Genomic DNA, 23,963 nt, shown 5'->3' with positions numbered 1-23,963 from the left:
TGCGCGATCCCTGTGGGAGCAACTGTCTTCCACAAAACTTAAAAAGCTTCGCGGATGAATCCGCTCCTACCGGCGAAGAGCCCGGTACAGACAACATCAAGGCATCACTGGGGGTACGTATTGCAACGTTGTACCCAAGGCCCACAGCAACACCAGCACCAGCGGCACATGCACCAGCAACTGCACGAACGAGAAGCCGATCAGATCCCGGGCCTTCAGCCCCAGCACGCCCAGCAGCGGCAGCATGTAGAACGGGTTGATCAGGTTGGGCAACGCTTCGGCGGCATTGTAGATCTGCACCGCCCAGCCCAGGTGGTACTGCAGGTCGTTGGCCACCAGCATCACGTAGGGCGCCTCGATGATCCACTTGCCACCGCCCGACGGGATGAAGAAGCCCAGCACCGCCGAGTACACGCCCATCAGCACGGCGTAGGTATCGTGGGTGGCGATCTGGGTGAAAAACAGCGAAATGTGGTGGGCCAGGGTCTGTTCATCGACACCCTTTACCTGGGTGAGGATGGCGGCGATCGAGCCATACAGCGGGAACTGGATCAGCACACCCGTGGTGGTAGGCACCGCCCGCGCCACGGCGTCGAGGAAGCTGCGCGGGCGCCAGTGCAGCAAGGCACCGAGCATGATGAACAGCAGGTTGTAGGTGTTCAGCCCGGAGATCGCGGTAATCGCCGGTTTGGTGGCGAATTCCTGGTACAGCCAGCCGCCGGCCAGGGCAACCATCAGCAGGATCAGGATCGGGCTGTATTCCAGCCACTCGCCCGGGCGGGTGCGCTGGGGTGCCGGTGGCGCCGTGAAGCTGGGGTCGACACCGCAGTCTTCGGCGCTGCGCGCGCTGTTCGGGCCGGGTGCGGTGGCATAGGCGATCACCAGCGAGACGATGACCAGCGCGGCCAACATGACCCCGGACTGCCAGAGGAAGATGGTTTCAGTGAATGGAATCACCCCGGTGATCGACAGGATCGACGGCGGCAGGCTGGCCGGGTTGGCCTGCAACTGCGCCGCCGACGACGACAAGCCCAGCGCCCACACTGCACCGAGGCCCAGGTAGGCGGCGGCGCCAGCGGCGCGGTAATCCATCTTCAAGTCGCTGCGCCGCGCCAGCGCGCGCACCAGCAGGCCGCCGAACACCAGTGACAGGCCCCAGTTGAGCAAGGAGGCCAACATCGAAATCAGCGCCACCCAGCACACCGCCGAACGGCCGTTCTTCGGCACCCGCGCCAGGCGGTCGATCAGCCGTGCTGCCGGTGGCGAGCTGGCCACCACGTAGCCGCCGATCACCACGAAGGCCATCTGCATGGTGAACGGGATCAAGCTCCAGAAACCATCGCCAAAGGCCTTGGCGGTATCGGTGGGTTTCGCGCCCATGGCCAGCGCGCCGAGCGACACCAGCATTACCGCCAGGGCGGCGAACACCCAGGAATCGGGGAACCAGCGCTCGGCCCAGTTGGAGCAGCGCAGGGCAAAACGGGCGGAGCGGCTGTCTTGGATATCAGCGGCCACTTGGGACTTCCTTTTATTGGTTTTGTAGGATTTTGCTGCAACAACAGAAAAACCCTGTGGGAGCGGGCTTGCCCGCGAATGCGATGGCGAAACCACCAGTGCATTCGCGGGCAAGCCCGCTCCCACAGGGTCGGCGAAGATTTTAAAAGGTCATTTCCTTCACATCATCCGGCACGATCAGCTTGCCAGCGGTCTTCGCGATGATTTCTTCAACGCTAACCCCCGGCGCGGTCTCGCGCAGGATGAAGGCCCCATCTTCGATCTCCAGATAGGCCAGGTCGGTCAGCACCTTGCGAATGCAGCCAGCACCGGTCAGCGGCAGGCTGCAGCGCGGCAGCAGCTTGGACTCGCCGTCCTTGGAAGCATGGGTCATGGTGACGATGATGTTCTCGGCACCGGCCACCAGGTCCATGGCACCGCCCATGCCCTTGACCAGCTTGCCCGGGATCATCCACGAGGCGATATTGCCCTCAACGTCCACTTCGAAGGCACCGAGCACGGTGAGGTCGACGTGACCGCCACGGATCATGGCGAAGGATTGCGCCGAGTCGAAGATCGACGCGCCGCAACGGGCGGTGACGGTCTGCTTGCCGGCGTTGATCATGTCAGGGTCGATCGTATTTTCGGTGGGGAATTCGCCCATGCCGAGCAGGCCGTTTTCCGACTGCAACATGACGTCCATATCGGCCGGTACGTAGTTGGCCACCAGGGTCGGAATGCCGATGCCGAGGTTGACGTAGTAGCCGTCCTTCAGTTCACGGGCAACGCGTTGTGCCATCTGTTCGCGGGTCAATGCCATGGTCAGGATCTCTTTGTTGTTCTGAAGGACGGCGCTCAGGCCTTGACGGTGCGCTTTTCGATGCGTTTTTCGAAGGTGCCGACAATCACCCGGTCGACGTAGATGCCCGGGGTGTGGATTTCACTGGGCAGCAGCACGCCTGGCTCGACGATCTCTTCCACTTCGACCACGGTGATCTTGCCGGCGGTGGCGGCCAGTGGGTTGAAGTTTTGTGCAGTGTTGCGGTACACCACGTTGCCGTAGTGGTCGGCCTTCCAGCCTTTGACGATGGCGAAATCACCGGTGATGGATTCTTCGAGGATGTACTTGCGGCCCTTGAATTCGCGCACTTCCTTGCCTTCGGCCACCGGAGTGCCGTAGCCGGTGGCGGTGAAGAAGGCCGGGATACCGGCGCCACCGGCACGCATTTTCTCGGCCAGGGTGCCTTGAGGGGTAAGTTCCACGTCCAGCTCGCCACTGAGCAATTGGCGTTCGAATTCGGCGTTCTCACCCACGTAGGAAGCGATCATTTTGCGGATCTGCCGGTCTTCCAGCAGCACGCCCAGGCCAAAGCCGTCGACGCCGCAGTTGTTCGAGACCACGGTCAGGCCCTTGACGCCACGGCGCTTGATTTCGGCGATGAGATTTTCCGGGATGCCGCACAGGCCAAAGCCGCCGGCCAGTACCGTCATGTTGTCGGTCAGGCCATCGAGGGCCTGTTCATAGGTTGCTACGCGCTTGTCCAGTCCGGCCATGCTGATCCGCCTTTTGTAGTTGTTGACCGACGAGGCTGTCGGTGAGCGTGTAGATGCATCTTCACCGCTGGCGACTGATTTGTTAATTTTGATTTCGTCATCGATTGATAACTTTTCCAAAACAACCGTGAGCCCGCCATGAACGTCAAGCAACTGCGCGCCTTCGTCGCCGTGGCCAAGTATCAGAGCTTCGCCCAGGCGGGCGAGCATCTGCATGTGTCCCAGCCGGCCCTGAGCCTGACCATCAAGGCGCTGGAAGACAACCTCGGCGGCGCCCTGCTCACCCGCACCACCCGCAGCGTCAGCCTGACGGCCGAAGGCGAAGTACTGTTGCCGCTGGCCAGGCGCCTGCTGGCCGACTGGGACGATACCGAAGAGATGCTACGCCAGCGTTTCACCCTGCAGCTGGGGCGGGTTTCGGTCGCGGCCATGCCGGCCTTTGCCGGCAATTTGCTGCCGCATACGCTCAAGGTGTTTCGCCAGCGCTACCCGAAGGTCAACGTTACGGTGCATGACGTGATCAACGAACAGGTGCTGGAACTGGTGCGCCACCGCCGCGTCGAATTGGGCATCGGCTTCGAGCCGGAAAACACCGAAGGCCTGCGCTTCCACCCGCTGTACATGGACCGTTTCGTTGCCGTGGTGCCGGCCGATTCGCCGCTGGCCTTGCATGGCCAAGTCAGCTGGTCGCAATTGCTGGCCGAAGATTTCATCGCACTGCAACGCCCTTCAGCCGTGCGCTTGCTGCTGGAGCAGAATGTCGCGGCTCAGCACGGCAAACTGGCGGTGGCGTTCGAAAGCCATCAGTTATCGACCGTCGGCCGCATGGTCGCCAACGGCCTGGGCGTCAGCGCGGTGCCAGCGCTGTGCATCCAGCAGATGCAGGAGCTTGGCGCGCGTTGCATCACACTGGTCGAGCCCGCCGTCGAACGGCGCATCGGCGTGATCGCCCTTGGCGACCACAAACTGTCTACGGCAGCCCAGGCGCTGCTGGAGGTACTGCTTTCCCATACCCAGACTCCGGAGGTGACATGCGATACGTGAAACTGGCAGGTAGCGACGTGCCGGCCATTGGCCAGGGCACCTGGTACATGGGCGAGGACCCTGCTCGCAGGGGCGCCGAGGTCGCCGCCCTGCAGCAAGGCATCGAGCTGGGCATGAGCCTGATCGACACCGCGGAAATGTATGCCGAGGGTGGCGCCGAGGAGGTTGTCGGCCAGGCCATCGCCGGGCGGCGCGAGCAGGTGTTCCTGGTCAGCAAGGTATACCCGCACAACGCCAGCCAGCGTGGTGTGCCTGCAGCCTGTGAGCGCAGCCTGAAACGTCTGGGCACCGACGTCATCGACCTGTACCTGCTGCACTGGCGTGGCCAATACCCCTTGGAAGAAACCGTCGAGGCGTTCGAGCGTTTGCGCGAACAGGGCAAGATCCGCCGTTGGGGCGTTTCCAATTTCGATACCGATGATCTGCGCGAACTGCACAACCCCGACTGCGCCACCAACCAGGTGCTGTACAACCCGCTGCAGCGCGGCATCGAGTTCGACCTGCTGCCGTGGAGCCGGCAACGCGCTTTGCCGATCATGGCCTACTGCCCGTTGGCCCAGGCTGGGCGGTTGTTGCAGCATCCGGTTTTGGGCGAAATTGCCGAGCGGCATGGCGCTACGCCGGCGCAGGTCAGCCTGGCTTGGGTAACCCGCGATGACGGCGTGATCGCCATTCCCAAGGCAGTGGCGCCTGAACATGTGCGGTTGAATGCAGCGGCGGGGGCATTGACCTTGAGCAGCGAGGAGCTGCGGGCAATCGACCGGGCGTTTCCGGCGCCGACACGCAAGCAACATTTGGCGATGGTGTAAGACTTACCGGCCTCTTCGCGGGGCAAGCCCGCTCCCACAAACACCGCAGTCCTGAAGGTAGATGCAATCTCTGTGGGACCGGGCTTGCCGCGCGAAGAGGCCGGTGAATTCAGTGAAAATCCCGGCTTCGGACATCCAGTCCCTGTAACAAGGGGCTGATGTCCTCCAGCCGCCGGGCGATCAGGTGCCTTACCCCATTCTCCTGTTCCAGCCGCCCGCTCACCTTGAGCAGTTGCGACCCCACCAGCGCCCGCCTTTGCCGCTCGGCCAGGTCTCGCCACACCACCACATTGACCATGCCGAACTCATCTTCAAGGGTCACGAAAGTCACCCCGCTGGCAGTCTGCGGCCGCTGACGCCCCACCACCAGGCCGGCCACGGCGACCGCATCGCCATGCTCGGCGCCCGCCAGCTCACTCGAGCTGCGACAGCCCAAGGCACGCAGCCGCGGGCGCAATAGTGTCAGCGGATGTGGGCCGAGCGTCGTGCCCAGGGTCTGGTAATCGGCCACTAGGTCCTCGCCGACGGTTGGCGCCGGCAATGCCACTGCAACCTCAGAGGCTGCCTGGACTTCAGCGAACAACGGCAACTGCGGCTGCACGGCTGCCACCTGCCAGCGTGCCTGGTGGCGGTCACTGGCAAGTGCACGTAGAGCACCAGCATCGGCAAGCCGAGCCCGGGCCCTGCTGTCGAGCCCGGCGCGCAGGCACAGGTCTTCGACATCGCGCCACGGCCTGTCCGCCCTCGCCGCTTCCAGCCGCCGGGCATCGGCTTCGGCGAAACCGCGAATCTGGCGCAACCCCAGGCGGATGGCCAGGCCCTCTTCAGCGACAGGTTCCAGTGTGCAATCCCACTGACTCTGGAACACATCCACCGGCCGCACTTCAATCCCCTGCCGCCGCGCCTCTTGCAGCAGCTGATCGGGGCTGTAGAAGCCCATCGGCCAGCTGTTGACCAAGGCACAGGTGAAGATCGCCGGTTCATGGCATTTCAGCCAGCTGCTGGCATAGCACAACAAGGCGAAACTGGCCGCGTGTGACTCGGGGAAGCCGTAGCTGCCAAAGCCTTTGATCTGCTCGAAGATGCGCTCGGCAAAGGTCAGGTCGTAACCATTGCGCAACATGCCCTGCACCAAACGCTCGCGGTGCGGTTCCAGGCCGCCGTGGCGCTTCCAGGCGGCCATGCTGCGGCGCAGCTGGTCGGCCTCGCCAGGGCTGTAGTCGGCGGCGACCATGGCCAGTTCCATTACCTGCTCCTGGAATAACGGCACGCCCAAGGTACGCGCGAAGACCTCCTTGAGTTTCTCCGAGGGGTAGGTCACTGGCTCCTGTTTCAAGCGCCTGCGCAGGTAAGGATGGACCATGTCGCCCTGGATCGGCCCCGGGCGCACGATGGCCACCTCGATCACCAGGTCGTAGAAGGTGGTGGGCTTGAGCCGTGGCAGCATGGCCATCTGCGCCCGTGATTCGATCTGGAACACGCCCATGGTTTCGGCGCGGCTGATCATCGCGTAGGTGGCCGGGTCTTCACTGGGGATGGTCGCCAAAGTCAGGTGCCGGCCACGGTGGCGTTGCAGCAAGTCGAAACAGCGGCGCAGGGCGCTGAGCATGCCCAGGGCGAGCACATCGACCTTGAGCAGGCCCACCATGTCCAGGTCGTCCTTGTCCCATTGGATGACCGTGCGTTCGGCCATGGCGGCGTTTTCCACCGGCACCAGGTGATCCAGTGGCTGTTCGGAAATGACAAAGCCCCCCGGGTGCTGTGACAGGTGACGCGGAAAGCCGATCAGCTCGCCAGCCAGCACCAGGATGCGCCGCAACGAAGGGCTGCCCGGGTCGAAACCGGCCTCGGCCAGACGCTGCTGGTCGGGGATGCGATCACTCCAGCGCCCGCAGCACTTTGCCAGGGCATCCACCTGATCGGCAGGCAAGCCCAACACCCTCGCCACATCACGCACCGCGCCGGCAGCGTGGTAGGTGTTGACCACTGCTGTGAGCGCCGCGCGATGCCGGCCATAGCGTCGGAATACATACTGGATGACTTCTTCGCGGCGATCGTGCTCGAAGTCCACGTCGATGTCCGGCGGTTCGTTGCGCTCGCGGGACAGAAAGCGCTCGAACAACAGCCGATGCTCCATCGGGTCGAGCTCGGTGATGCCGAGCACGAAACACACCACCGAGTTGGCCGCAGAGCCACGGCCTTGGCAAAGGATATGCTGGCCACGGGCAAAGGCGACGATGTCGTGCACAGTCAGGAAGTAGCTTTCGTAGCCCAGCTCTTCGATCAGGGCGAGCTCTTTGGCCAGCACTTCCCGCACCTTGTCGCTCGGCCCCGATGGCCAGCGCTGCGGCAGGCCACGCTCGCACAGTTCGCGCAGCCAGCTGGCAGGCGTTTGCCCCTCCGGCACCAGCTCACGTGGATATTGATAGCGTAATTCGCTGAGGTCGAACTGGCAGCGCTCGGCAATTTCGAGGCTTTCGGACAACAGCTCGGACGGATAGAGCTCGGCCAATTGCTCTCGCGTACGCAGGTGGCGTTCGCCATTGGCAAACAGGAAGCGCCCGGCTTCGGTGACGTTGCAGTGCTGGCGGATGGCGGTCATGCAATCCTGCAAGGCCCGTCGACCGCGTACGTGCATGTGCACATCGCCACAGGCGACGGCGCGGATGCCCAGTTGCTGCGCCAAGCCGCGCAAGTGGACCAGGCGTTTTTCGTCATCACTGCCACGGTGCAGGTGCACGCCCAACCACAGCCGCTCGCCGAACACGCCGTGCAGCCATTGGCCTGGTGCCGGGTCGCTGGGGTCGTCGACGATCCACAACGCCAGCAGCCCTTGGTGGTGCTGCCGCAGGTCATCGCTGAACAGCTGGTAATCGCCCTTCTCCGCTCGCCGTCGCGCACGGGTGATGAGCGCGCACAGGTTCTGGTAACCGGTGAGGTTTTCTACCAGCAGCACCAACTTCGGGCCGTCCTGCAGGCGTACTTCACTGCCGACGATCAAGCGTAACTGCTGCGCCTTGGCGGCCTGCCAGGCACGTACGATGCCGGCCAAAGTGCACTCATCGGTGATCGCCAGGGCTTGATAACCCTGCTCCTGGGCACGACGAAACAACTCTTCAGCGCTGGAAGCGCCGCGCTGAAAGCTGAAATTGGACAAACAATGCAGTTCGGCATACGCAGGCAGGCTCATGCGAACCAGCCCTGCAGCCACAGCGGGCCGGGTTGTGCCAGGTCGCGATAGGCCCAGCCTCGCAGTCCTTCACGGGTTTCGATGCGGTAATAGTCGCGGCGCACGTCGCCACCGTCCCACCAGCCCGACTCGATGCGCTCGGCCTGCCCGAGCAAGGTATGGCCGCTGGCATCCAGTGCCTGTGGCTGGGGCAACAGCCAGCCAGGGCGGCTACCCGGCAGCGCTGCCAGGCTGCCCTGAGCACCCTGCTCGGCGAGCTGCCAGGCACATTCGGGGCGGTGGTCGGCTTCGGCGCGCAAGCCCTTGACCGCTTCGTCACCCAGGCGCGCGCGCAAGCGTTCGCGCAGTTGCTCCCAGGGCTGGGCCTGTTGGGCACGGGGGTCGAATAACGCCTGGTGCTGGGGCACGAACGGCGGCAGGTCATCGGCGACCAGGCGCAGATTACGCACTGGTGCAGGGATACGCAGCGGTTCCAGGCGCCCGCGCGCCAGTTCGAACAGCATCGCCGGATCACGCTCGGCGGCCAACAGGCCGACCTGCAGCTGTGTGTCCGGCCCTTCGGCATGCTCCAGGTGCAAGGAGAAACGCTGTACGCCACAGTCCCGCCCTGCGAGGAATGCGGCAAGGTCGTTGAGCATGCGACGCAGCGGGAACAGCAGCGCCTGGTGTGATTCGACGTCGAAATTGAGCTCCAGACGTGTTTCGAACCGGTCCGGCGGTTGATAAAAGCCCAGCCCCAAGGTACGCACGCCGAGCAACTGGTCCAGGTGCAGCTGCACCTGAGCACTAAAGCGCCTGGCCAAAGCATCACGCGGCAGGGCCAGCACCTGGCCGAGCTGATGCAGGCCCATGCGGGCAAAGGCTTCGGCGGCATCGATGGGCAGCCCTATTCGCGCGATGGGCATGCGCGCCAAGGCGGCGCGGGTATCGTCGGCGCATGTCAACGCCAGGCCGTCATGACCATTGGCTAGCATGCGCGCCGCGACCGGGTTGGTGGCCAGGACGATGCGCTGGCGCAAGCCCAACGCGTTCAACTCTTCACGCAGGCGGGCCTCGAACAGCGGCCAGGGGCCAAACAGCTGCAGGCTGGAACCCACTTCCAGTAATAGGGCGCGCGGATAGTGCAGGCTGACCTGTGCGCTGTAGCGATAGGCCCAGGCGGCGAGCAATTGCTGCAGCTGTTCGATACGCAAGGGATCGGCTTCGACGCAGGTGAAACCATCGGCCAAGGCACGGGCGGCGGTGAGTGTTTGCCCGGCACGCAGGCCAAGTGCGGCCGCCTCCGGGTTGACAGCCTGCAGCACACGACGCTGCACCGGCCCGCCGATCAGCACCAGCGGCGTATCAGCGTCATCGCGTTCGCGCAGGATCGAGTCCAGCGCCAACTGTGGCAAGAGGATGCAAGCCCAGAGCATGCATCACCCCCGCCCTGGGCTGGCGATAGCAGACGCAGGCGGCATACCGCCCCGGCACTTGAGCACGCGCCACTGCATGGGCCGGGTATCGATGGCAATGCGCAGCGAGGCCGGCGAAGGGTTGTGCGCAGCCTGCTGTGGCCGGCAGGCAAACGCCAGCGCCTGGCCGGTTTCGGCCGCCACCTGCAAGCGGCGCAGAGCACGATCATCAGCGCGCTCTGGCCAGCACAGCACGGCGGCGCAACTGCCAGAGCGCAAGCATTGCTCAGCCGCCCAGAGCGCGTCGGCCTGTTCGGCATCGACCTGGACCAGCCAGCGCAGATCCACGCCAGCCGCCTGCCAGGCTGGCGGGTAAGGAATGAAAGGCGGCGCGACCAGCACCACCCTCCCACCTTCGGCTGTCAGCCGTGCCAAGGTAGGCCACAGCAGGTGCAGCTCGCCGCAGCCCGGGCTTGCCAGCAGTAACTCGCTGAGCGCCGCCGCAGGCCAACCGCCCTCGGGCAGGCGCTGGTCAAGCAAGGCATGGCCCGTGGGCTGCAACCCGCTCGGTCGCGCCTGGGCCTGCCGGCCACGCCAGACCTGGCGCTGATCCAGCAGCCGATCGAGATCGACTACCGCGCCCATCAGTCACGCCTCAACAAGCCGCAGAACACCCCTTCAATGAAGAATTCGCGCTCGGGGCCGACGTCGATCGGCGCGTAGGCCGGGTTGCGCGGCAGCAGCCGGTAGCCGCCAGCCAGGCGTTGCAGGCGTTTGATGGTGACCTCCCCGTCCAGGCGCGCGACCACGATCTGCCCATCTCTGGCGTCACTCTGCTGGAGGATACCCACCAGGTCGCCGTCGAAGATGCCGTCTTCAACCATCGAGTCGCCGCGCACCTTAAGCAGGTAGTCGGGGGTGCGCCGGAACAGGCTGGGGTCGAGCAGCAACTGCTCGTGAATGCCCAGGTCGGGGCCGATCGGCGCACCTGCCGCCACCTGGCCCAGCACGGGCACTTCGAGGATTTCCGGGCGGCGCAACGGCTCGGCCAGGCGGATACCGCGGGCCTGGTTGGGCGTGACGTCGATGTAGCCGGCCTGGCACAGGGCGGTGATGTGCTTGCGAGCGACGCTGCGCGAAGCGAAACCGAAGCAGCTGGCGATGTCGGCCAGGCTCGGTGGCTGGCCGTGATCGCTGATACGTTCTCGGATGAAGTCGAGGATTGCGCGGCGTTTGGGAGTCAGATTGTCCATGGAGCACATTTGTACTCTTTTCGCGTTGCGCTGAACAGCCCCCTTCGTCGTCAGGTTAAGGGCATCGCGGCTCAGAGCCTGCCCAAAGCATGAAGAAAGTGTAAAAAAACAGGCTTCACGCTTACCGGCCACGCAGCAGCACGGCCGCCCTGACCCGCTGCCCGCCAAAACAGCTCATGCGCGCGAACTCGGCATGACTCACCGGCAGGTGCTGGCAATCCAGGCTGCGCTTGTGGCGGCTGTGGTCGACATCGGGGTCATGCAGGTACACGAACTCGTCGTCGCAGCCGGTCACCAGGACCCAGTGCGGCGCCTTGTGGCGTGTAAAGCGGTAACTGCTGATCAGTACCAGTGGCTTGAAACCAGCCTGCAGCGCCGAACGCACATCCAGGCCAGAAGCCAAAATCTGTTGCACATCGGTCTCGCTCAGCGCCTCGACGAAGCCGTCCTCAACCTGCTTCATCACCTCCTTTTTCTGCGCGCTGCGCACGCCGTCGATGAACAACGAACCGGTCTGGCTGAGCACCATGCGCACGTCGAACCCCCGGCGCCACGCGGCCAGCGCCAAACCCTGCGGGCTGCAACCACCATGACCTGCGGTCATGAAGATGGTCGTCGCCTCACGCCAGAGTTGAATCTCCTCGGTACGCAGCAGCGGCCGCCCCCGCTCGATGGCGGCCATGGCCATCAGCAGACAGGCCGCGCCGCAGGTGAACTCGGTGGTTTGCGCGTAATAAGGGACCTGCCGGGCAGGCGCCGGCGCATTGTGCAGAATGCGCTTTTCGTAGCGCAGCGCCTGACCGTGGTCTTCGTAGTAATCGTCAACCACCGCGAAGCGTTGATAGCCATTGCCTTCATACAGGCTGATGGCCGCCGGGTTGTCGCTACGGACTTCCAGGCGCAGCCAGACGCAATTGTGCTGCAGCGCGCCGGCCTCGGCCTGTTCCAGCAGGCTTTGCCCCAGACCGTGGCCACGCCAGGAAGGGCTTACCGCAATCGAATACAGCCGCGCCATTGATGTGCCACGGTGAAACAGCAGCAATGCATAACCTTCCAATTGCCCCTCTTGTTCGGCAACGATCAAGCTGGCATTGGCGCGTCGCACCATCCAGCTGAAGTTGCGCGGGCTCAGGCGGTCCAGGGTGAAGCAGTCCTGCTCCAGCGCAGTCAGCGCCTCGACATCAGCCACCGACGCAAAGCGAAAATCAAAAGCCATGGCACCACCGTAATGTTTGAGTAACGAACCGGGACAGGTCGCAAAACCCGTGTTTTATTGAAGGGGCGTGTTCTTCAACAGGGATCGAAAACTCATGTCAGCGGTGCAAGCCAACGTGGCCGAAGTATTGGCCAAAAGCGAAGGTTCCACAATCACCCTCAACGAGGAGCCACCCAGTACCCGGCGCAGCGGCAGCCGCTTGCTGATCCTGGTCGAGCGCAAGGAGGACTGGGCCAGCTACCTGCCAAGCGAGAGCCTGATGCTCGCCCAGGATTACCTCGAACACAGCGACGATGTGCCCGGTCGCACCCAGGTACTCAATCTGTGCCGCAACTACAAGTACCTGGGCCAGGGTTACTATTGCTCACTGCTGGCCGAGGCACGCGGGCACAAGGTATTTCCCTCGGTACGCACGGTCAGCGAGCTGAGCCGCAAGGCGCTGTATGGCGTGGGACTGGACGATCTGGAGCGCACCCTTGAACGGGCCTTGGCCAACCATCCGTATGGCAGTACCGAAGCCTTCACCCTGACCCTGTACTTCGGCCGTACCGCCATCGAGCCGCTGCAGGAGATTGGCCGCCAGTTGTTCGAGTCATTCCCCTGCCCCATCCTGCTGGTGGAGTTTCGTCGAGGCGATGCCTGGCAGATCGCTGGCATCAAGGCAGGTGCCCTGCACAAGTTGCGCGACGAGCAGCAACACTACTTCGCCGACGCGCTGGATGCCTTCAACCGCCGCACGTGGCGCCAGCCTGCGTCCAAGCGCCTGGCGCGCTTTGACCTGGCGATCCTGCACGATCCAGCGGAAGAGCTTCCACCGTCCAATGCACAGGCCTTGGAGCACTTCATCGAGAACGGCAAGCAGCTCGGTATCGATGTGGAGTTGATCGAGAAAAAGGATTACGCACGCCTGGCCGAATTCGACGCGCTGTTCATTCGCGAAACCACCCGGGTTGACGACCACACCTATCGCTTCGCAAAAAAGGCCGAAAGCGAAGGCATGGTGGTGATCGACGACCCCTCCTCGATCTTGCGCTGCACCAACAAGGTGTACCTGGCCGACCTGCTCAAGCGCCACAACCTGGGCGCACCGGCCACCGAAATCCTGTACAAGGACCGTCCCCTGGAACTGGAGGCGGTTGGCCGCAGGCTTGGCTTCCCGCTGGTATTGAAGATTCCCGACGGCTGCTTCTCCAAGGGTGTGATCAAGGTCGCCGATGCCCAGGCACTGGCTGCGGCAGCGCAGGAGCTGTTCGAACACTCGGTGCTGTTGCTGGCCCAGGAGTACTGCTACACCGAATACGACTGGCGCATTGGCGTACTCAATGGCGAGGCGCTGTACGCCTGCCAGTACTTCATGTCCAAGGGGCACTGGCAGATCTACAACCACAAGGCCCAGGCCGGCGAAGTCAACGGCCAGTGCCGTGCGGTGCCGGTGGAGCAGGCTCCGCCCGAGGTGGTGAAGCTGGCCGTCGACACCGCGCGGCTCATCGGCCAGGGTCTGTATGGGGTGGACCTCAAGCAGACCGGCAACCGCGTGTTGGTGATCGAAGTCAATGACAACCCCAACCTCGACGCCGGCATCGAAGACGCTATGCTGGGCGATGGCCTTTACCGCCGCGTGTTGCAGGCCTTCGTGCAGCGGCTCGAACGTAAACACCTCGGCCAGGCATGGTGAACGATGATCGAATGCTACCGCACTGAAAGCGGTGCTCTGCGTGAAGCCACCGAGGACCAGGCCAGTATCTGGTTGTGCGTGGCGCCGAACGACGCCGAGCAGGTCCGGCTGTGCGAGCGCCTGGGCGTAAGCACCCAGGCGCTGGAGTGCTCACTGGACCCGGACGAAGTCGCGCGCATCGAAATCAAGCCCGATCACCTGTTCCTGATCTGGAAACGCCCGGAAAGCTTCGATGGCCGGGTGTTCAACGTGACGTCGTTCGGCGTGGTGCTCAGCGAGAAACGCCTGGTAGTCATCTGCTCCAGCAATTCGCTGCTGGACGGCATGGATCACCAGGCCGGCATCAGCACTCCGCTGGATGTCTTGATGGCGATGCTGGCCGAAAGCGTGCATCACTATCTGGGGCATTTGCGGGTGGTCAAGCAGGTGACCCGCGAGATCCAGTTGCAGTTCGACCGGCCCATGGACAGCCAGCATCTGGTGCAGATGTACAGCCTGAGCGAGAGCCTTGTCTATTACGTCAATGCGATCCAGAGCAACGGCGCCGTGCTCGGCCTGCTGCGCAGCCACGGCCAGAAGCACGGCTTCAGGCCCGAGCAACTGGAGGTGCTGAACGATCTGATCATCGAGAACGACCAGAGTTACCAGCAGGCGAAGATCCACGCCCAGGTCTTCACCAACCTCATCGAGGCTCGCGGCAACCTGGCCAACAACGGTATGAACCACGCACTGCGCAATTTAACGTTGATCAATGTGGTGTTCCTGCCATTGAACCTGCTGGCCAGCATCGGCGGCATGTCGGAGTTCAGCATGATGACAGCAGGCATGCCCTGGTGGCTGTCATTTCCGGCACTGCTGATGGGCATGGCGATGCTGGGTGGAGGTATGGCCGTGGCGTTGCGGCGCATGGCATGACCCACTGCACTGGTATCCCTTGAGCGAACTGCTCTCGGCCCCAGCGCTCGCCTTTTACAGAGTCTTTACGAGATCGTCCGACCCGCCAGTAATTGGAAGGTCTAGCCAAGATGGCTATCATCCGGTGGCTTGTGTTTTCAACCCGATGGATACCTGATGCTGACTGCCCTGCTGTTCGACCTCGACGGAACCCTGACCGACACCGACACCCTGCACTTGCAGGCTTTCCGGCAACTGCTGCGCGAGCATGACGGCCGTGAGCTGACCCAGGCGCAGTTCGATGCCCAGATCAGTGGGCGCGCCAATGGGCCGTTGTTTGCCGACTTGTTTCCACAGGCCAGCAAGGTGGACTGCCTGGCGCTGGCCGATCGCAAGGAGGCCCTGTTCCGCGAGCTTGCCCCGGCGCTCGAACCCATGCCGGGTTTGCTGCGCTTGCTGGAGCATGCCGAGGCGAACGGGATCGGCATGTGCGTGGTGACCAATGCACCCCGGCTCAATGCCGAGCATATGCTGTCGGCCATGGGGCTTGGCGCGCGCTTCGGGCATGTGCTGGTGGCTGAGGAACTGGCGCGGCCCAAGCCGGATCCGCTGCCGTATTTGACCGGGCTTGAGTGCCTGGGCGCGGATGCCGGTCAGGCGTTGGCGTTCGAGGATTCGTTGCCAGGGGTTAGGGCTGCCAGCGGGGCTGGGATCTTTACGGTGGGGATTGCGACGACTCAGACGCCGGAGCGGCTGATGGCTGCGGGGGCGAAGCTGGTGGTGGAAGATTTTGAGGATCCGCGGTTGTGGGGGGTGATTGACGCGATGCGGGGGTGAAGCCTGGGGTGCTTGTCTTGGGCCTTCTGGCGCGGCACAAATCGAGCGCCGCCCGCGCGGCGCATCGCGGATAAAATCCGCTCCTACGTTTGTTTCGGGCCAATTATGCCTGTGACCAAGGCGCGCGTCTGCCACTGTGGGAGCGGCTTCAGCCGCGATGCGCCGCGCGGGCGGCGCTCGATTTGTGCATCACTGAAAATCTCATGCCATGCGCCTGGGCTCTCACCATTCGTCGCCCGTAAAAAGCCAACTGTCGATCCGCCCCCTCCCCACTCGACCACTACCTGAATCCCCCCAGCGCGGAGTCAGCCCCATGAACCCCAAAAACCACGAAACCGTTTCCCGCGACCAATGGCTAGCCGCCCGGCATCAGCTCTGGCTGCACGAAAAGGCCTTCACCCACCAGCGCGACGAACTGGCCGCCGCCCGTCGCGCCCTGCCCTGGGTCAAAATCGAAAAACCTTACCGCTTCCAAGGCCCCGACGGCGATCTGACCCTGGCCGACCTGTTTGCCGGGCGCAGCCAACTGCTGCTCTACCACTTCATGTTCGTCGAGGGCTGGAGCGAAGGCTGCCCCGGTTGCTCATTCCTCGCCGACCACTTCGACGGCGCCAATCTGCACCTGGCCCATCACGACGTCTCGCTGGTCGCCGTGTCGCGTGCGCCCTATGCCGAGTTCCAGGCGTTTCGCCAACGCATGGGCTGGCGCTTCCCCTGGTTCTCTTCAAGCGGCAGCGGTTTCAATGAGGACTTCGGCGTGAGCGTCGGCAGCCAAGGTGAACGACAGTACAACTACGAACCCTACACCGGCGACGAAAGTGAATTACCCGGCCTCAGCGCCTTCTACCGCGACCAGGACGGTACGGTCTACCACACCTACTCCACCTATGCCCGCGGGCTGGACATACTGGTCAACACCTACAACTTCCTCGACATTGCACCGCTTGGGCGCAACGAGGAAGGCACCATGGACTGGGTGCGGCATCACGATCGCTACGAAGGGCAAATCGGGAAGCCGCACTGCTGCCATGAGTGATGAAGTCAGCCCCTGACGCCCAGCATGCCGCGCTCGATGATGAAGTCGATCACCGCCTGCAGGCCTTCGCCTTTCTTCAGATTGCTGAAGGTCCACGGGCGCTGCGGGCGCATGCGCTGGGTGTCGCGTTCCATCACCTCCAGGGAGGCGCCGACATAGGGTGCCAGGTCGGTCTTGTTGATCACCAGGAAATCCGACTTGGTGATCCCAGGGCCGCCCTTGCGCGGGATCTTCTCACCTTCGGCAACGTCGATGACGTAGATGGTCAGGTCGGCCAGTTCCGGGCTGAAGGTAGCGCTGAGGTTGTCGCCACCGCTTTCCACGAAAATCACTTCGAGGTTGCCGAACTTGCGGGCCAGGCCTTCCACGGCGGCCAGGTTCATCGAGGCATCTTCACGAATGGCGGTGTGCGGACAGCCGCCGGTTTCGACGCCGACGATGCGCTCCGGCTCCAGGGCGCCGGCCTCGGTGAGGATGCGCTGGTCCTCCTTGGTGTAGATGTCGTTGGTGACCACGGCGATCTGGTAATGATCACGCATGGCTTTGCACAGGCATTCGAGCAGCGCGGTCTTGCCGGAGCCGACCGGGCCGCCGACACCGACGCGCAGGGGTTGCTGATAGCTTTGCATGGTGGCAGTCCTCAGGAACGGAATAAACGGGTGTATTGGGTTTCGTGACGCGATGAGGCAATGGCCAGCAGCGGCAGGCCGCCACCAAGCTGGTCGTCGCCAAGGGCCAAAGCCTGATCGATGACCTCGGGCAACGCTGCGCTCAGGTCGCGCAGGAGGGTCTGGGCCGCCTGCTGGCCGAACGGCACCAGCTTGACGCCGGCCATGACCGCGCCCTCCAGCCAGGCGAAGGCATGCCCGAGGGCGAGCTGGCGTAGCGGGATCGACCAGTGCACGGCGAGCCAGGCCATGCCGCTCAGCTGGCTGAGTTCGAGGCTGGCGCGCCAGGCCGGGTCCTGGCCCAGTTGCCAGCCATCGAGCAGGCGCGCCAAGGCTGCGCCACGCTGCTGCTCTTCCAGGCGCAGCTCGGCGGTTTCGCGGTTGGCCAGCAGAAAACGGCTCCAGTGCGCGAACGCCTCGGCATCCTCGGCCTGGCAGGCGTGATACAGGCGCGCCAGGATTGGCCAGTCCAGATAAGCGAGGGTGTCGTGCATCTGCTCGCGCTGCCAGGCGCTGAAGCCGGCGAGGTCACGCACCCAGCCGGCCTCCACGGCCCACTCCAGACCCTGCGAGTAGGTGAAGCCACCCACCGGCAGGCCGGGGCTGCTCAGTTGCAGCAGGCGCAACAGTGCCAGGTCGCTGTTCATCAACCGGCCAGTACCAGCGCGGCACCGGCCAGCATGCCGCCACCAAAGGCTTTCTGCAGGCCGCTGTGACGGCGCAGCAGGCAGCCGAGGCCAAAGCCAACCACCAACAGCAGGCCGCTGACGGTGACGAAACCAGCGCTGAACAGCCAGAACGCGCTGGGTGTGGCTTCCACGCCATGGGCCCAGCCATGGAACAGGGCAAATACGGGCATGGCCAGTGCCAGCAGCATCTGGCGGCTGGGCAGCAGTACGGCCACGGCGGCCACCAGCACGGAGACGGCAATCACGGTTTCCATGCCCAGCATGCCGCCGAACAGATGCCCGCACACGGCACCGGCGAACATGGCTGCCAATGTCGCCAGGGGCAGGCTCAGCTTGCGCCGGGTCAGCGCCGCCAACACGCCGGTGCCCAGCAGCATCAGCAGGTGGTCAAGGCCGGTCAGCGGGTGCAGCAGGCCATCGTGCAGCGGGTTGCTGTCGTGGCCCGGGTGGGCGAAGGCCGGTAGCGCGACCATCAGCAGAACAAGGGCAAGTGTTTTTTTCATTGTGGGCTCCAAGGGCAGTTCAGGAATGGGCTGGCAGGCGCACGAAGGGATGATCGTGACCGTGGCTATGGCTGTGCGGAGCGCTTTGATAGGCCCCGGCTTCCGGCTCGAACGGTGCCTGCTCGGCCTCCACTGTCAGGCCGAGGCCGCGCAGCATGTCGTCTAGCACGTAGTCGTGCTGGTAACGCAGCAGGCCCTGCTCGATCTGCAAGGGTACGTGCCGGTTGCCCAGGTGGTAGGCGGCGCGGGCCAACAAGTGCGGATCGCTGCAACGCACGGTCGACACCGCTTCGGGGGCTGCGAGCACGCGCACCACTTGGCTGCCAGCGGCATCGGCGAGCAGCTCGCCACCACGCAGCAAATGCCCGCGTTCGAGCATCAGGCCAGCCTCGCGGCCATCGTCGAGTGTCACCCGCAGGCGACTCTTGATACGGCTGTCGACGTCCAGGGTAATGGTGCCGGTAATGGTGTCGGCGTCAGCGATGCGGCGGGTCAGGACAATCATGTTCGCTCCTTCAAAACAGGAAATAACGCTGGGCCAGCGGCAGTTCGCGGGCCGGTTCGCACACCAGCAATTCACCGTCGGCGCGCACCTGGTAGGTCTGCGAGTCGACTTCGATCACCGGTTGCAGGGTGTTGTGGACCATGTCGGCCTTGCGTACCCGACGGCAGCCGTGGGCCACGCCGATCAGGCTCTGCAGGCCGAGCTGCTGGGCCAGGCCACGGTCCATGGCGGCCTGGGGCAAAAAGGTCATGCGTGTGGCGTGGCGGGCCGCGCCGAGGGCGCCGAACATGGGCCGGTAGTGCACCGGCTGCGGGGTCGGGATCGAGCCATTGATGTCGCCCATGGGCGCGGTGACGATCATTCCGCCCTTGATCACCAGCGCCGGCTTGACCGCGAAGAATGCCGGCGACCAGAGCACCAGGTCGGCCAGCTTGCCGACTTCCACCGAGCCGACTTCATGGGCGATGCCATGGGTCAGCGCCGGGTTGAGGGTGTATTTGGCGATGTAGCGCTTGACACGGAAGTTGTCGCTGTAGCTCGTGTCCGGCGCCAGCGGGCCACGGCGCACTTTCATCTGATGCGCCACCTGCCAGGTGCGCAGCACCACCTCGCCGACCCGGCCCATGGCCTGCGAGTCGGACGAGGTCATGGCGAACGCGCCCATGTCGTGGAGGATGTCCTCGGCGGCGATGGTTTCGCGGCGGATGCGCGACTCGGCGAAGGCCACGTCCTCGGCGATGCTCGGGTCCAGGTGGTGGCAGACCATGAGCATGTCGAGGTGTTCGTCGACGGTGTTGACCGTGTACGGCAGGGTCGGGTTGGTCGAGGATGGCAGCACGTTGGCCTGACCCGCCGCTCGGATGATGTCCGGGGCATGGCCGCCGCCGGCACCTTCGGTGTGGAAGGTGTGGATGGTGCGGTCACCGATGGCGGCCAGGGTGTCTTCGATGCAGCCGGACTCGTTGAGGGTATCGGTGTGGATTGCCACCTGGATGTCCATCTCCTCGGCCACGCCCAGGCAACAATCGATGGCGGCCGGCGTCGAGCCCCAGTCCTCGTGCAGCTTCAGGCCCACGGCACCTGCGGCGATCTGCTCGCGCAGCGCCTCGGGTTGCGATGCATTGCCCTTGCCCAGCAGGCCGATGTTGATCGGCAGGCAATCGGCGGCCTGGAGCATGCGCGCCAGATACCATGGGCCGGGTGTGCAGGTGGTGGCGTTGGTGCCGGTGGCCGGCCCGGTGCCGCCGCCGATGAAGGTGGTGACGCCACTGGTCAGCGCCTCTTCCACCTGCTGCGGGCAGATGAAATGGATGTGCGAGTCGATGCCGCCAGCCGTGACGATCTTGCCTTCGGCCGCGATCACTTCGGTGCCCGGACCGACCGGTACGGTGACACCCGGCTGCACGTCGGGGTTGCCGGCCTTGCCAATCGCAGCGATGCGCCCGTGCTTGACGCCGATGTCGGCCTTGACGATGCCCCAGTGGTCGATGATCAGGGCGTTGGTCAGGACCAGGTCCATGGCCTCGGCCGCGAGCATCTGGCCTTGCCCCATGCCGTCGCGGATGACCTTGCCACCGCCGAACTTGACCTCTTCGCCATAAACGGTGAAGTCCTTTTCTACCTCCACCCACAGCGCGGTGTCGGCCAGGCGCACCCGGTCGCCGACGGTGGGGCCGAACATATCGGCGTAGGCGCGGCGCGAAATACGGCTCATGCCCTGCCCTCCAGCGCGCCCATCACCTTGCCCTGGAAGCCGTAGACCTCGCGCTTGCCGGCATAGGCCACCAGATGCACGGTGCGTGACTGGCCCGGCTCGAAGCGCACCGCTGTGCCGGCCGGGATGTCGAGGCGAAAGCCGCGGCTCGGTTCGCGGTCGAACACCAGCGCGTCATTGACCTCGTAAAAGTGATAATGCGAGCCGACCTGCACCGGGCGGTCGCCATGGTTGGCCACGCTGACGCTGACCGTCTCGCGGCCGACGTTGAGTTCGATGTCGCCGGCGGCGGTCTGGATTTCACCTGGGATCATGCTGGGCTCCTCGGCCAGGTCAGACGATGGGGTCATGCACGGTCACCAGCTTGGTGCCGTCGGGGAACGTGGCCTCGACCTGCACGTCATGGAGCATCTCGGCGACACCGTCCATGACCTGCTCGCGGCCAATCACTTCGCGGCCCAGGCTCATCAACTCGGCCACCGTTCGGCCATCGCGGGCACCTTCGAGCACTGCGGCGCTGATCAGCGCCACCGCCTCCGGGTAGTTGAGTTTCAAACCACGGGCCAAGCGCCGTTCTGCCAGCAGCGCGGCGGTGAACAGCAGCAGTTTGTCTTTTTCTCTTGGGGTCAGCTCCATGGCGCTCTCTCAGGTGGCCCAGATGCGCGGCGGGCATGCTGGCAGGCCGAGGACAGCCGGCCGCAGCAGGTGCCAGAGGCGCTGCAGGGTGTGTTGCAGGTGTTGGTTGTCGTGGTCGAGCAGGCGGATCACCAGCAGTGAACCGAGCAAGGTTGCGCCTGCGGGGGTGTCGAGTTCATCGAGCAAGCTGCGTACCTGTTCCAGTACGGACGGGTCTGCTGGAGACGCGCAAAAGGTCGCGAGCAACGGATGCCCGCCTAGCTTGTCGAGTTGGCCACCGGTGATGCGCAAGCGTTCGTGCAGGCCAGGGTCATCGGGCAGCTCGATGCACAGGCGGCTGTCCAGGGCGCCCTGATCGAAGCGCTCCCCCATCACCGGCCTGCCCAGGCACAGCGTTTCCCACGCCAGCAACCGGGCGCCGGGTTCGAGGGTGAAGCGACTGTCGAGGCTGGCACGGGCGCCAGAGAAGAAAATGCTGTCTTGCGGTAACCACTCCAGCGTGCTGCCCGCTTGCAGGTGAAAACGCTGGGTCAGCCATGCGGTGGGGCCGATGCTGCGGTAGAACTTGCTGGCGCCCGGCATGGTGAGCAGCGCATGGCTTCCCGGCTCCAGATGGATATCCAGCTCCAGGCGGTCACCGGCGACAATTCCCCCAGGCGGGTGCAGCACATAAACGTGGCATGGCGCGCCCTCCGGATAGAACGGCCGCTGCACCAAAAGCGGGCCGAAATGGCGGCGCGCACCAAGGCGGGTCACGCCATTGCGCTCGACGAAGCGCAACTGCAGGTGGGCGCTCCAGCCTGTATCTTCTTCAGATTGTTCGAGGCGCTCCGCCAGCAACATCCTATAGCCCCTGATATCCGTGGCCCGCAGCCGTTAGGTGGGTCAGCCTGCGCGCCGTTGTGCGGCAGGCCTGACCACTCGATCAAATTCGATTGGCTGGGATATAGCAGGTTGCGGGCCAACTACGCAGGTGAAGGCAGATGAAATCTTTGCTTCGACAGCTCTGGCATAGGGCATACAGGCGTGAAACGCACAATGCGAGGGCGCTACTTGGCCCTGATTCGGTGCTGCGCTAAAGTCTGCTCTCCACACTCGGCCAAGGAATTGCCATGCCTCTCGCCCCCGCCATCCCGGTCTTGCGCATCTTCTGCGTCGACAAGGCCAAGGAGTTTTATCTGGATTTCATGGGCTTTCAGCTGGACTGGGAGCACCGCTTCAGCTCGGATCTGCCGCTCTATATGCAGATTCACCGCGACGGGCTGATCTTGCACTTGAGCGAGCACCACGGCGACGCCTGCCCAGGCTCGACCGTGTTTGCCCGCACTGAAGAACTGCTGGCGCTGGAGCGCGAGCTGCAGGATAAACAGTACGGCTATGCCCGTCCGCAGTCAGCCCGCGTTGACTGGGGCCTGGAGATGCTGGTTCGCGATCCGTTTGGCAACCTGTTGCGCTTCTGTCAGCAGATCGACGACTGAGGGCTAGTCGAGAGAAGTGCAGCGCACTTGAGATCGAGCGCCGCCCGCGCGGCGCTCGATCTCTCAGGCACTGAAAACCTGCCGACATGCACCCGGTGCCTCCACCCAATTCGTGACTGGCCGTTCCCGATCCGCGACGGATGTATTATCGTGGCGAGGTGCGCATATAACAGCAGCCCGAGCGATCGGGCACTTGCAAGACAATCGAGGGTGTCATGAGTAACGAAAGCATTAATTGGGACAAGCTGGGTTTCGACTACATCAAGACCGACAAGCGTTACCTGTCCGTATGGCGCAATGGTGAGTGGGACAAAGGCACCCTGACTGAAGACAACGTGCTGCACATCAGTGAAGGCTCCACGGCCCTGCACTATGGCCAGCAGTGCTTCGAAGGCCTCAAGGCCTACCGTTGCAAAGACGGCTCGATCAACCTGTTCCGCCCTGACCAGAACGCCGCTCGCATGCAGCGCAGCTGCGCGCGCCTGCTGATGCCGCACGTGCCGACCGATGTGTTCATCGAAGCCTGCAAGCAAGTGGTCAAGGCCAACGAGAAGTTCGTTCCGCCACACGGTAAAGGCGCCCTGTACCTGCGTCCGTTCGTGATCGGCACCGGCGACAACATCGGCGTGCGCACCGCCCCGGAGTTCATCTTCTCGGTCTTCGCCATCCCGGTTGGCTCGTACTTCAAAGGTGGCATGAAGCCGCACAACTTCCAGATTTCCAGCTTCGACCGTGCTGCCCCGCAGGGCACCGGCGCGGCCAAGGTCGGCGGCAACTACGCGGCCAGCCTGCAGCCGGGCGCTGAAGCCAAGAAGGCCAACTTCGCCGACGCCATCTACCTCGATCCGCTGACCCACACCAAAATCGAGGAGGTCGGCTCGGCCAACTTCTTCGGCATTACCGCCAACAACGAATTCGTCACCCCGAAATCGGCTTCGGTTCTGCCTGGCATCACCCGCCTGTCGCTGATGGAACTGGCGTCCTCGCGCCTGGGCCTGAAAGTGATCGAGGGCGATGTCGAAATCAACAACCTCGACCGCTTCCTCGAAGCCGGCGCCTGCGGTACCGCTGCGGTGATCACCCCGATCGGTGGCATCGAGTACAACGGCAAACTGCACGTGTTCCATGACCTGGAAAAAGTCGGCCCGGTTACGCAGAAGCTCTACAACGAGCTGACCGGCATCCAGAGCGGCGATGTTGAAGCGCCGGCCGGCTGGATCGTCAAGGTGGCCTGAGCCGCTGCATCACGGTGAACCACGGGGCATGCCAGTCGCTGGCATGCCCCGTTTTGTTTTGCTGCTGAGTAGATGAATTTTTCTTAAATCGCCGTTTGGCTATTCTTTGGCACAATCAAGTCTCCCATAGACGCCCAGG

24 protein-coding genes are annotated in these 23,963 nt (G+C 63.9%); 8 read left to right on the top strand and 16 right to left on the bottom strand.

What is annotated here, in order from left to right; genetic code table 11:
* Positions 1–96 precede the first annotated feature (96 nt).
* The 3 genes from ACIPZF_RS22675 to ACIPZF_RS22665 all read right to left on the bottom strand — a co-directional run bounded on the left by ACIPZF_RS22675 (position 97) and on the right by ACIPZF_RS22665 (position 3,048).
* Entirely contained in the window at positions 97–1,515 is a 1,419-nt protein-coding gene (locus ACIPZF_RS22675) for a short-chain fatty acid transporter (RefSeq protein ID WP_400803464.1), read from the bottom strand.
* A 142-nt stretch (positions 1,516–1,657) separates the two neighbouring features.
* Positions 1,658–2,314: a CoA transferase subunit B gene (locus ACIPZF_RS22670; RefSeq protein WP_400803461.1), complete on the bottom strand. Its 657-nt coding sequence runs from the start codon at positions 2,312–2,314 to the stop codon at positions 1,658–1,660.
* Between the two features lie 35 nt (positions 2,315–2,349).
* A complete protein-coding gene (locus ACIPZF_RS22665; RefSeq protein ID WP_400803458.1) occupies positions 2,350–3,048 on the bottom strand; it encodes a CoA transferase subunit A in 699 nt (232 codons plus the stop codon).
* A gap of 138 nt (positions 3,049–3,186) precedes the next feature.
* Here ACIPZF_RS22665 and ACIPZF_RS22660 point away from each other — a divergent pair, with 138 nt between their 5' ends.
* A complete protein-coding gene (locus ACIPZF_RS22660) occupies positions 3,187–4,092 on the top strand; it encodes a LysR family transcriptional regulator (RefSeq protein WP_400803456.1) in 906 nt (301 codons plus the stop codon).
* Entirely contained in the window at positions 4,080–4,901 is an 822-nt protein-coding gene (locus ACIPZF_RS22655; RefSeq protein ID WP_400803453.1) for an aldo/keto reductase, read from the top strand. The genes ACIPZF_RS22660 and ACIPZF_RS22655 overlap by 13 nt, the downstream gene beginning before the upstream one ends.
* Positions 4,902–5,010: 109 nt before the next feature.
* Here the strand turns inward: ACIPZF_RS22655 and ACIPZF_RS22650 are convergent, their stop codons facing one another.
* From ACIPZF_RS22650 to ACIPZF_RS22630, 5 genes are all read right to left on the bottom strand, one after another.
* Positions 5,011–8,091, bottom strand: a complete 3,081-nt coding sequence (locus tag ACIPZF_RS22650) for an error-prone DNA polymerase (protein ID WP_400803450.1) — start codon at positions 8,089–8,091, stop codon at positions 5,011–5,013.
* A complete protein-coding gene (locus ACIPZF_RS22645) occupies positions 8,088–9,506 on the bottom strand; it encodes a Y-family DNA polymerase (RefSeq protein WP_400803449.1) in 1,419 nt (472 codons plus the stop codon). Before ACIPZF_RS22645 ends, ACIPZF_RS22650 begins: the two co-directional genes overlap by 4 nt.
* 3 nt (positions 9,507–9,509) lie before the next feature.
* Complete coding sequence (imuA, locus tag ACIPZF_RS22640; protein ID WP_400803446.1) at positions 9,510–10,130, bottom strand: translesion DNA synthesis-associated protein ImuA; 621 nt, start codon at positions 10,128–10,130, stop codon at positions 9,510–9,512.
* Positions 10,130–10,747 carry a transcriptional repressor LexA gene (gene lexA / locus ACIPZF_RS22635; RefSeq protein ID WP_400803443.1) on the bottom strand — a complete coding sequence of 206 codons (618 nt, stop codon included), beginning with the start codon at positions 10,745–10,747 and terminating at the stop codon, positions 10,130–10,132. Before lexA ends, imuA begins: the two co-directional genes overlap by 1 nt.
* 112 nt (positions 10,748–10,859) lie before the next feature.
* Entirely contained in the window at positions 10,860–11,954 is a 1,095-nt protein-coding gene (locus tag ACIPZF_RS22630) for a peptidase C39 family protein (RefSeq protein ID WP_400803440.1), read from the bottom strand.
* 94 nt (positions 11,955–12,048) lie between these two features.
* Between ACIPZF_RS22630 and ACIPZF_RS22625 the strand changes: the two genes are divergently transcribed.
* The 4 genes from ACIPZF_RS22625 to ACIPZF_RS22610 all read left to right on the top strand — a co-directional run bounded on the left by ACIPZF_RS22625 (position 12,049) and on the right by ACIPZF_RS22610 (position 16,396).
* Complete coding sequence (locus ACIPZF_RS22625) at positions 12,049–13,629, top strand: RimK family protein (RefSeq protein WP_400803437.1); 1,581 nt, start codon at positions 12,049–12,051, stop codon at positions 13,627–13,629.
* A gap of 3 nt (positions 13,630–13,632) precedes the next feature.
* Positions 13,633–14,544: a magnesium transporter CorA family protein gene (locus ACIPZF_RS22620; protein WP_400803435.1), complete on the top strand. Its 912-nt coding sequence runs from the start codon at positions 13,633–13,635 to the stop codon at positions 14,542–14,544.
* 156 nt (positions 14,545–14,700) lie between these two features.
* The gene (locus tag ACIPZF_RS22615) at positions 14,701–15,360 is read left to right on the top strand and encodes an HAD family hydrolase (RefSeq protein WP_400803432.1); all 660 of its coding nucleotides are present in this window, start codon (positions 14,701–14,703) and stop codon (positions 15,358–15,360) included.
* 313 nt (positions 15,361–15,673) lie between these two features.
* The gene (locus ACIPZF_RS22610; RefSeq protein ID WP_400803430.1) at positions 15,674–16,396 is read left to right on the top strand and encodes a DUF899 domain-containing protein; all 723 of its coding nucleotides are present in this window, start codon (positions 15,674–15,676) and stop codon (positions 16,394–16,396) included.
* A 5-nt stretch (positions 16,397–16,401) separates the two neighbouring features.
* Here the strand turns inward: ACIPZF_RS22610 and ureG are convergent, their stop codons facing one another.
* Genes ureG through ACIPZF_RS22570 form a run of 8 tightly spaced genes read right to left on the bottom strand, consistent with a single transcriptional unit; the run spans position 16,402 to position 21,954 of the window.
* The gene (gene ureG, locus ACIPZF_RS22605) at positions 16,402–17,025 is read right to left on the bottom strand and encodes an urease accessory protein UreG (protein WP_400803428.1); all 624 of its coding nucleotides are present in this window, start codon (positions 17,023–17,025) and stop codon (positions 16,402–16,404) included.
* Between the two features lie 11 nt (positions 17,026–17,036).
* Positions 17,037–17,711 (bottom strand): urease accessory protein UreF, encoded by a 675-nt coding sequence (locus ACIPZF_RS22600; RefSeq protein ID WP_400803425.1) that lies wholly within the window; start codon positions 17,709–17,711, stop codon positions 17,037–17,039.
* Positions 17,711–18,256 (bottom strand): HupE/UreJ family protein, encoded by a 546-nt coding sequence (locus tag ACIPZF_RS22595; RefSeq protein WP_400803423.1) that lies wholly within the window; start codon positions 18,254–18,256, stop codon positions 17,711–17,713. The genes ACIPZF_RS22600 and ACIPZF_RS22595 overlap by 1 nt, the downstream gene beginning before the upstream one ends.
* 19 nt (positions 18,257–18,275) lie before the next feature.
* A complete protein-coding gene (ureE, locus tag ACIPZF_RS22590; protein ID WP_400803420.1) occupies positions 18,276–18,761 on the bottom strand; it encodes an urease accessory protein UreE in 486 nt (161 codons plus the stop codon).
* A gap of 10 nt (positions 18,762–18,771) precedes the next feature.
* Complete coding sequence (gene ureC, locus ACIPZF_RS22585) at positions 18,772–20,475, bottom strand: urease subunit alpha (RefSeq protein WP_400803418.1); 1,704 nt, start codon at positions 20,473–20,475, stop codon at positions 18,772–18,774.
* On the bottom strand, positions 20,472–20,789 hold the full coding sequence (locus ACIPZF_RS22580) for an urease subunit beta (protein WP_400803513.1): 318 nt from the start codon (positions 20,787–20,789) through the stop codon (positions 20,472–20,474). Before ACIPZF_RS22580 ends, ureC begins: the two co-directional genes overlap by 4 nt.
* A 19-nt stretch (positions 20,790–20,808) precedes the next feature.
* Positions 20,809–21,111 (bottom strand): urease subunit gamma, encoded by a 303-nt coding sequence (locus tag ACIPZF_RS22575; protein ID WP_016394926.1) that lies wholly within the window; start codon positions 21,109–21,111, stop codon positions 20,809–20,811.
* Between the two features lie 9 nt (positions 21,112–21,120).
* A complete protein-coding gene (locus ACIPZF_RS22570) occupies positions 21,121–21,954 on the bottom strand; it encodes an urease accessory protein UreD (protein ID WP_400803415.1) in 834 nt (277 codons plus the stop codon).
* Positions 21,955–22,223: 269 nt separating this feature from the next.
* Between ACIPZF_RS22570 and ACIPZF_RS22565 the strand changes: the two genes are divergently transcribed.
* Positions 22,224–22,589 carry a glyoxalase superfamily protein gene (locus ACIPZF_RS22565; protein ID WP_400803412.1) on the top strand — a complete coding sequence of 122 codons (366 nt, stop codon included), beginning with the start codon at positions 22,224–22,226 and terminating at the stop codon, positions 22,587–22,589.
* A gap of 215 nt (positions 22,590–22,804) precedes the next feature.
* The gene (locus ACIPZF_RS22560) at positions 22,805–23,824 is read left to right on the top strand and encodes a branched-chain amino acid aminotransferase (protein ID WP_400803410.1); all 1,020 of its coding nucleotides are present in this window, start codon (positions 22,805–22,807) and stop codon (positions 23,822–23,824) included.
* The last annotated feature ends 139 nt before the right edge of the window (positions 23,825–23,963 follow it).

The organism is Pseudomonas sp. NPDC089752, assembly GCF_044748725.1.
Classification (GTDB): Bacteria; Pseudomonadota; Gammaproteobacteria; order Pseudomonadales; family Pseudomonadaceae; genus Aquipseudomonas.
This window is presented reverse-complemented; position numbering and strand designations above follow the sequence as displayed.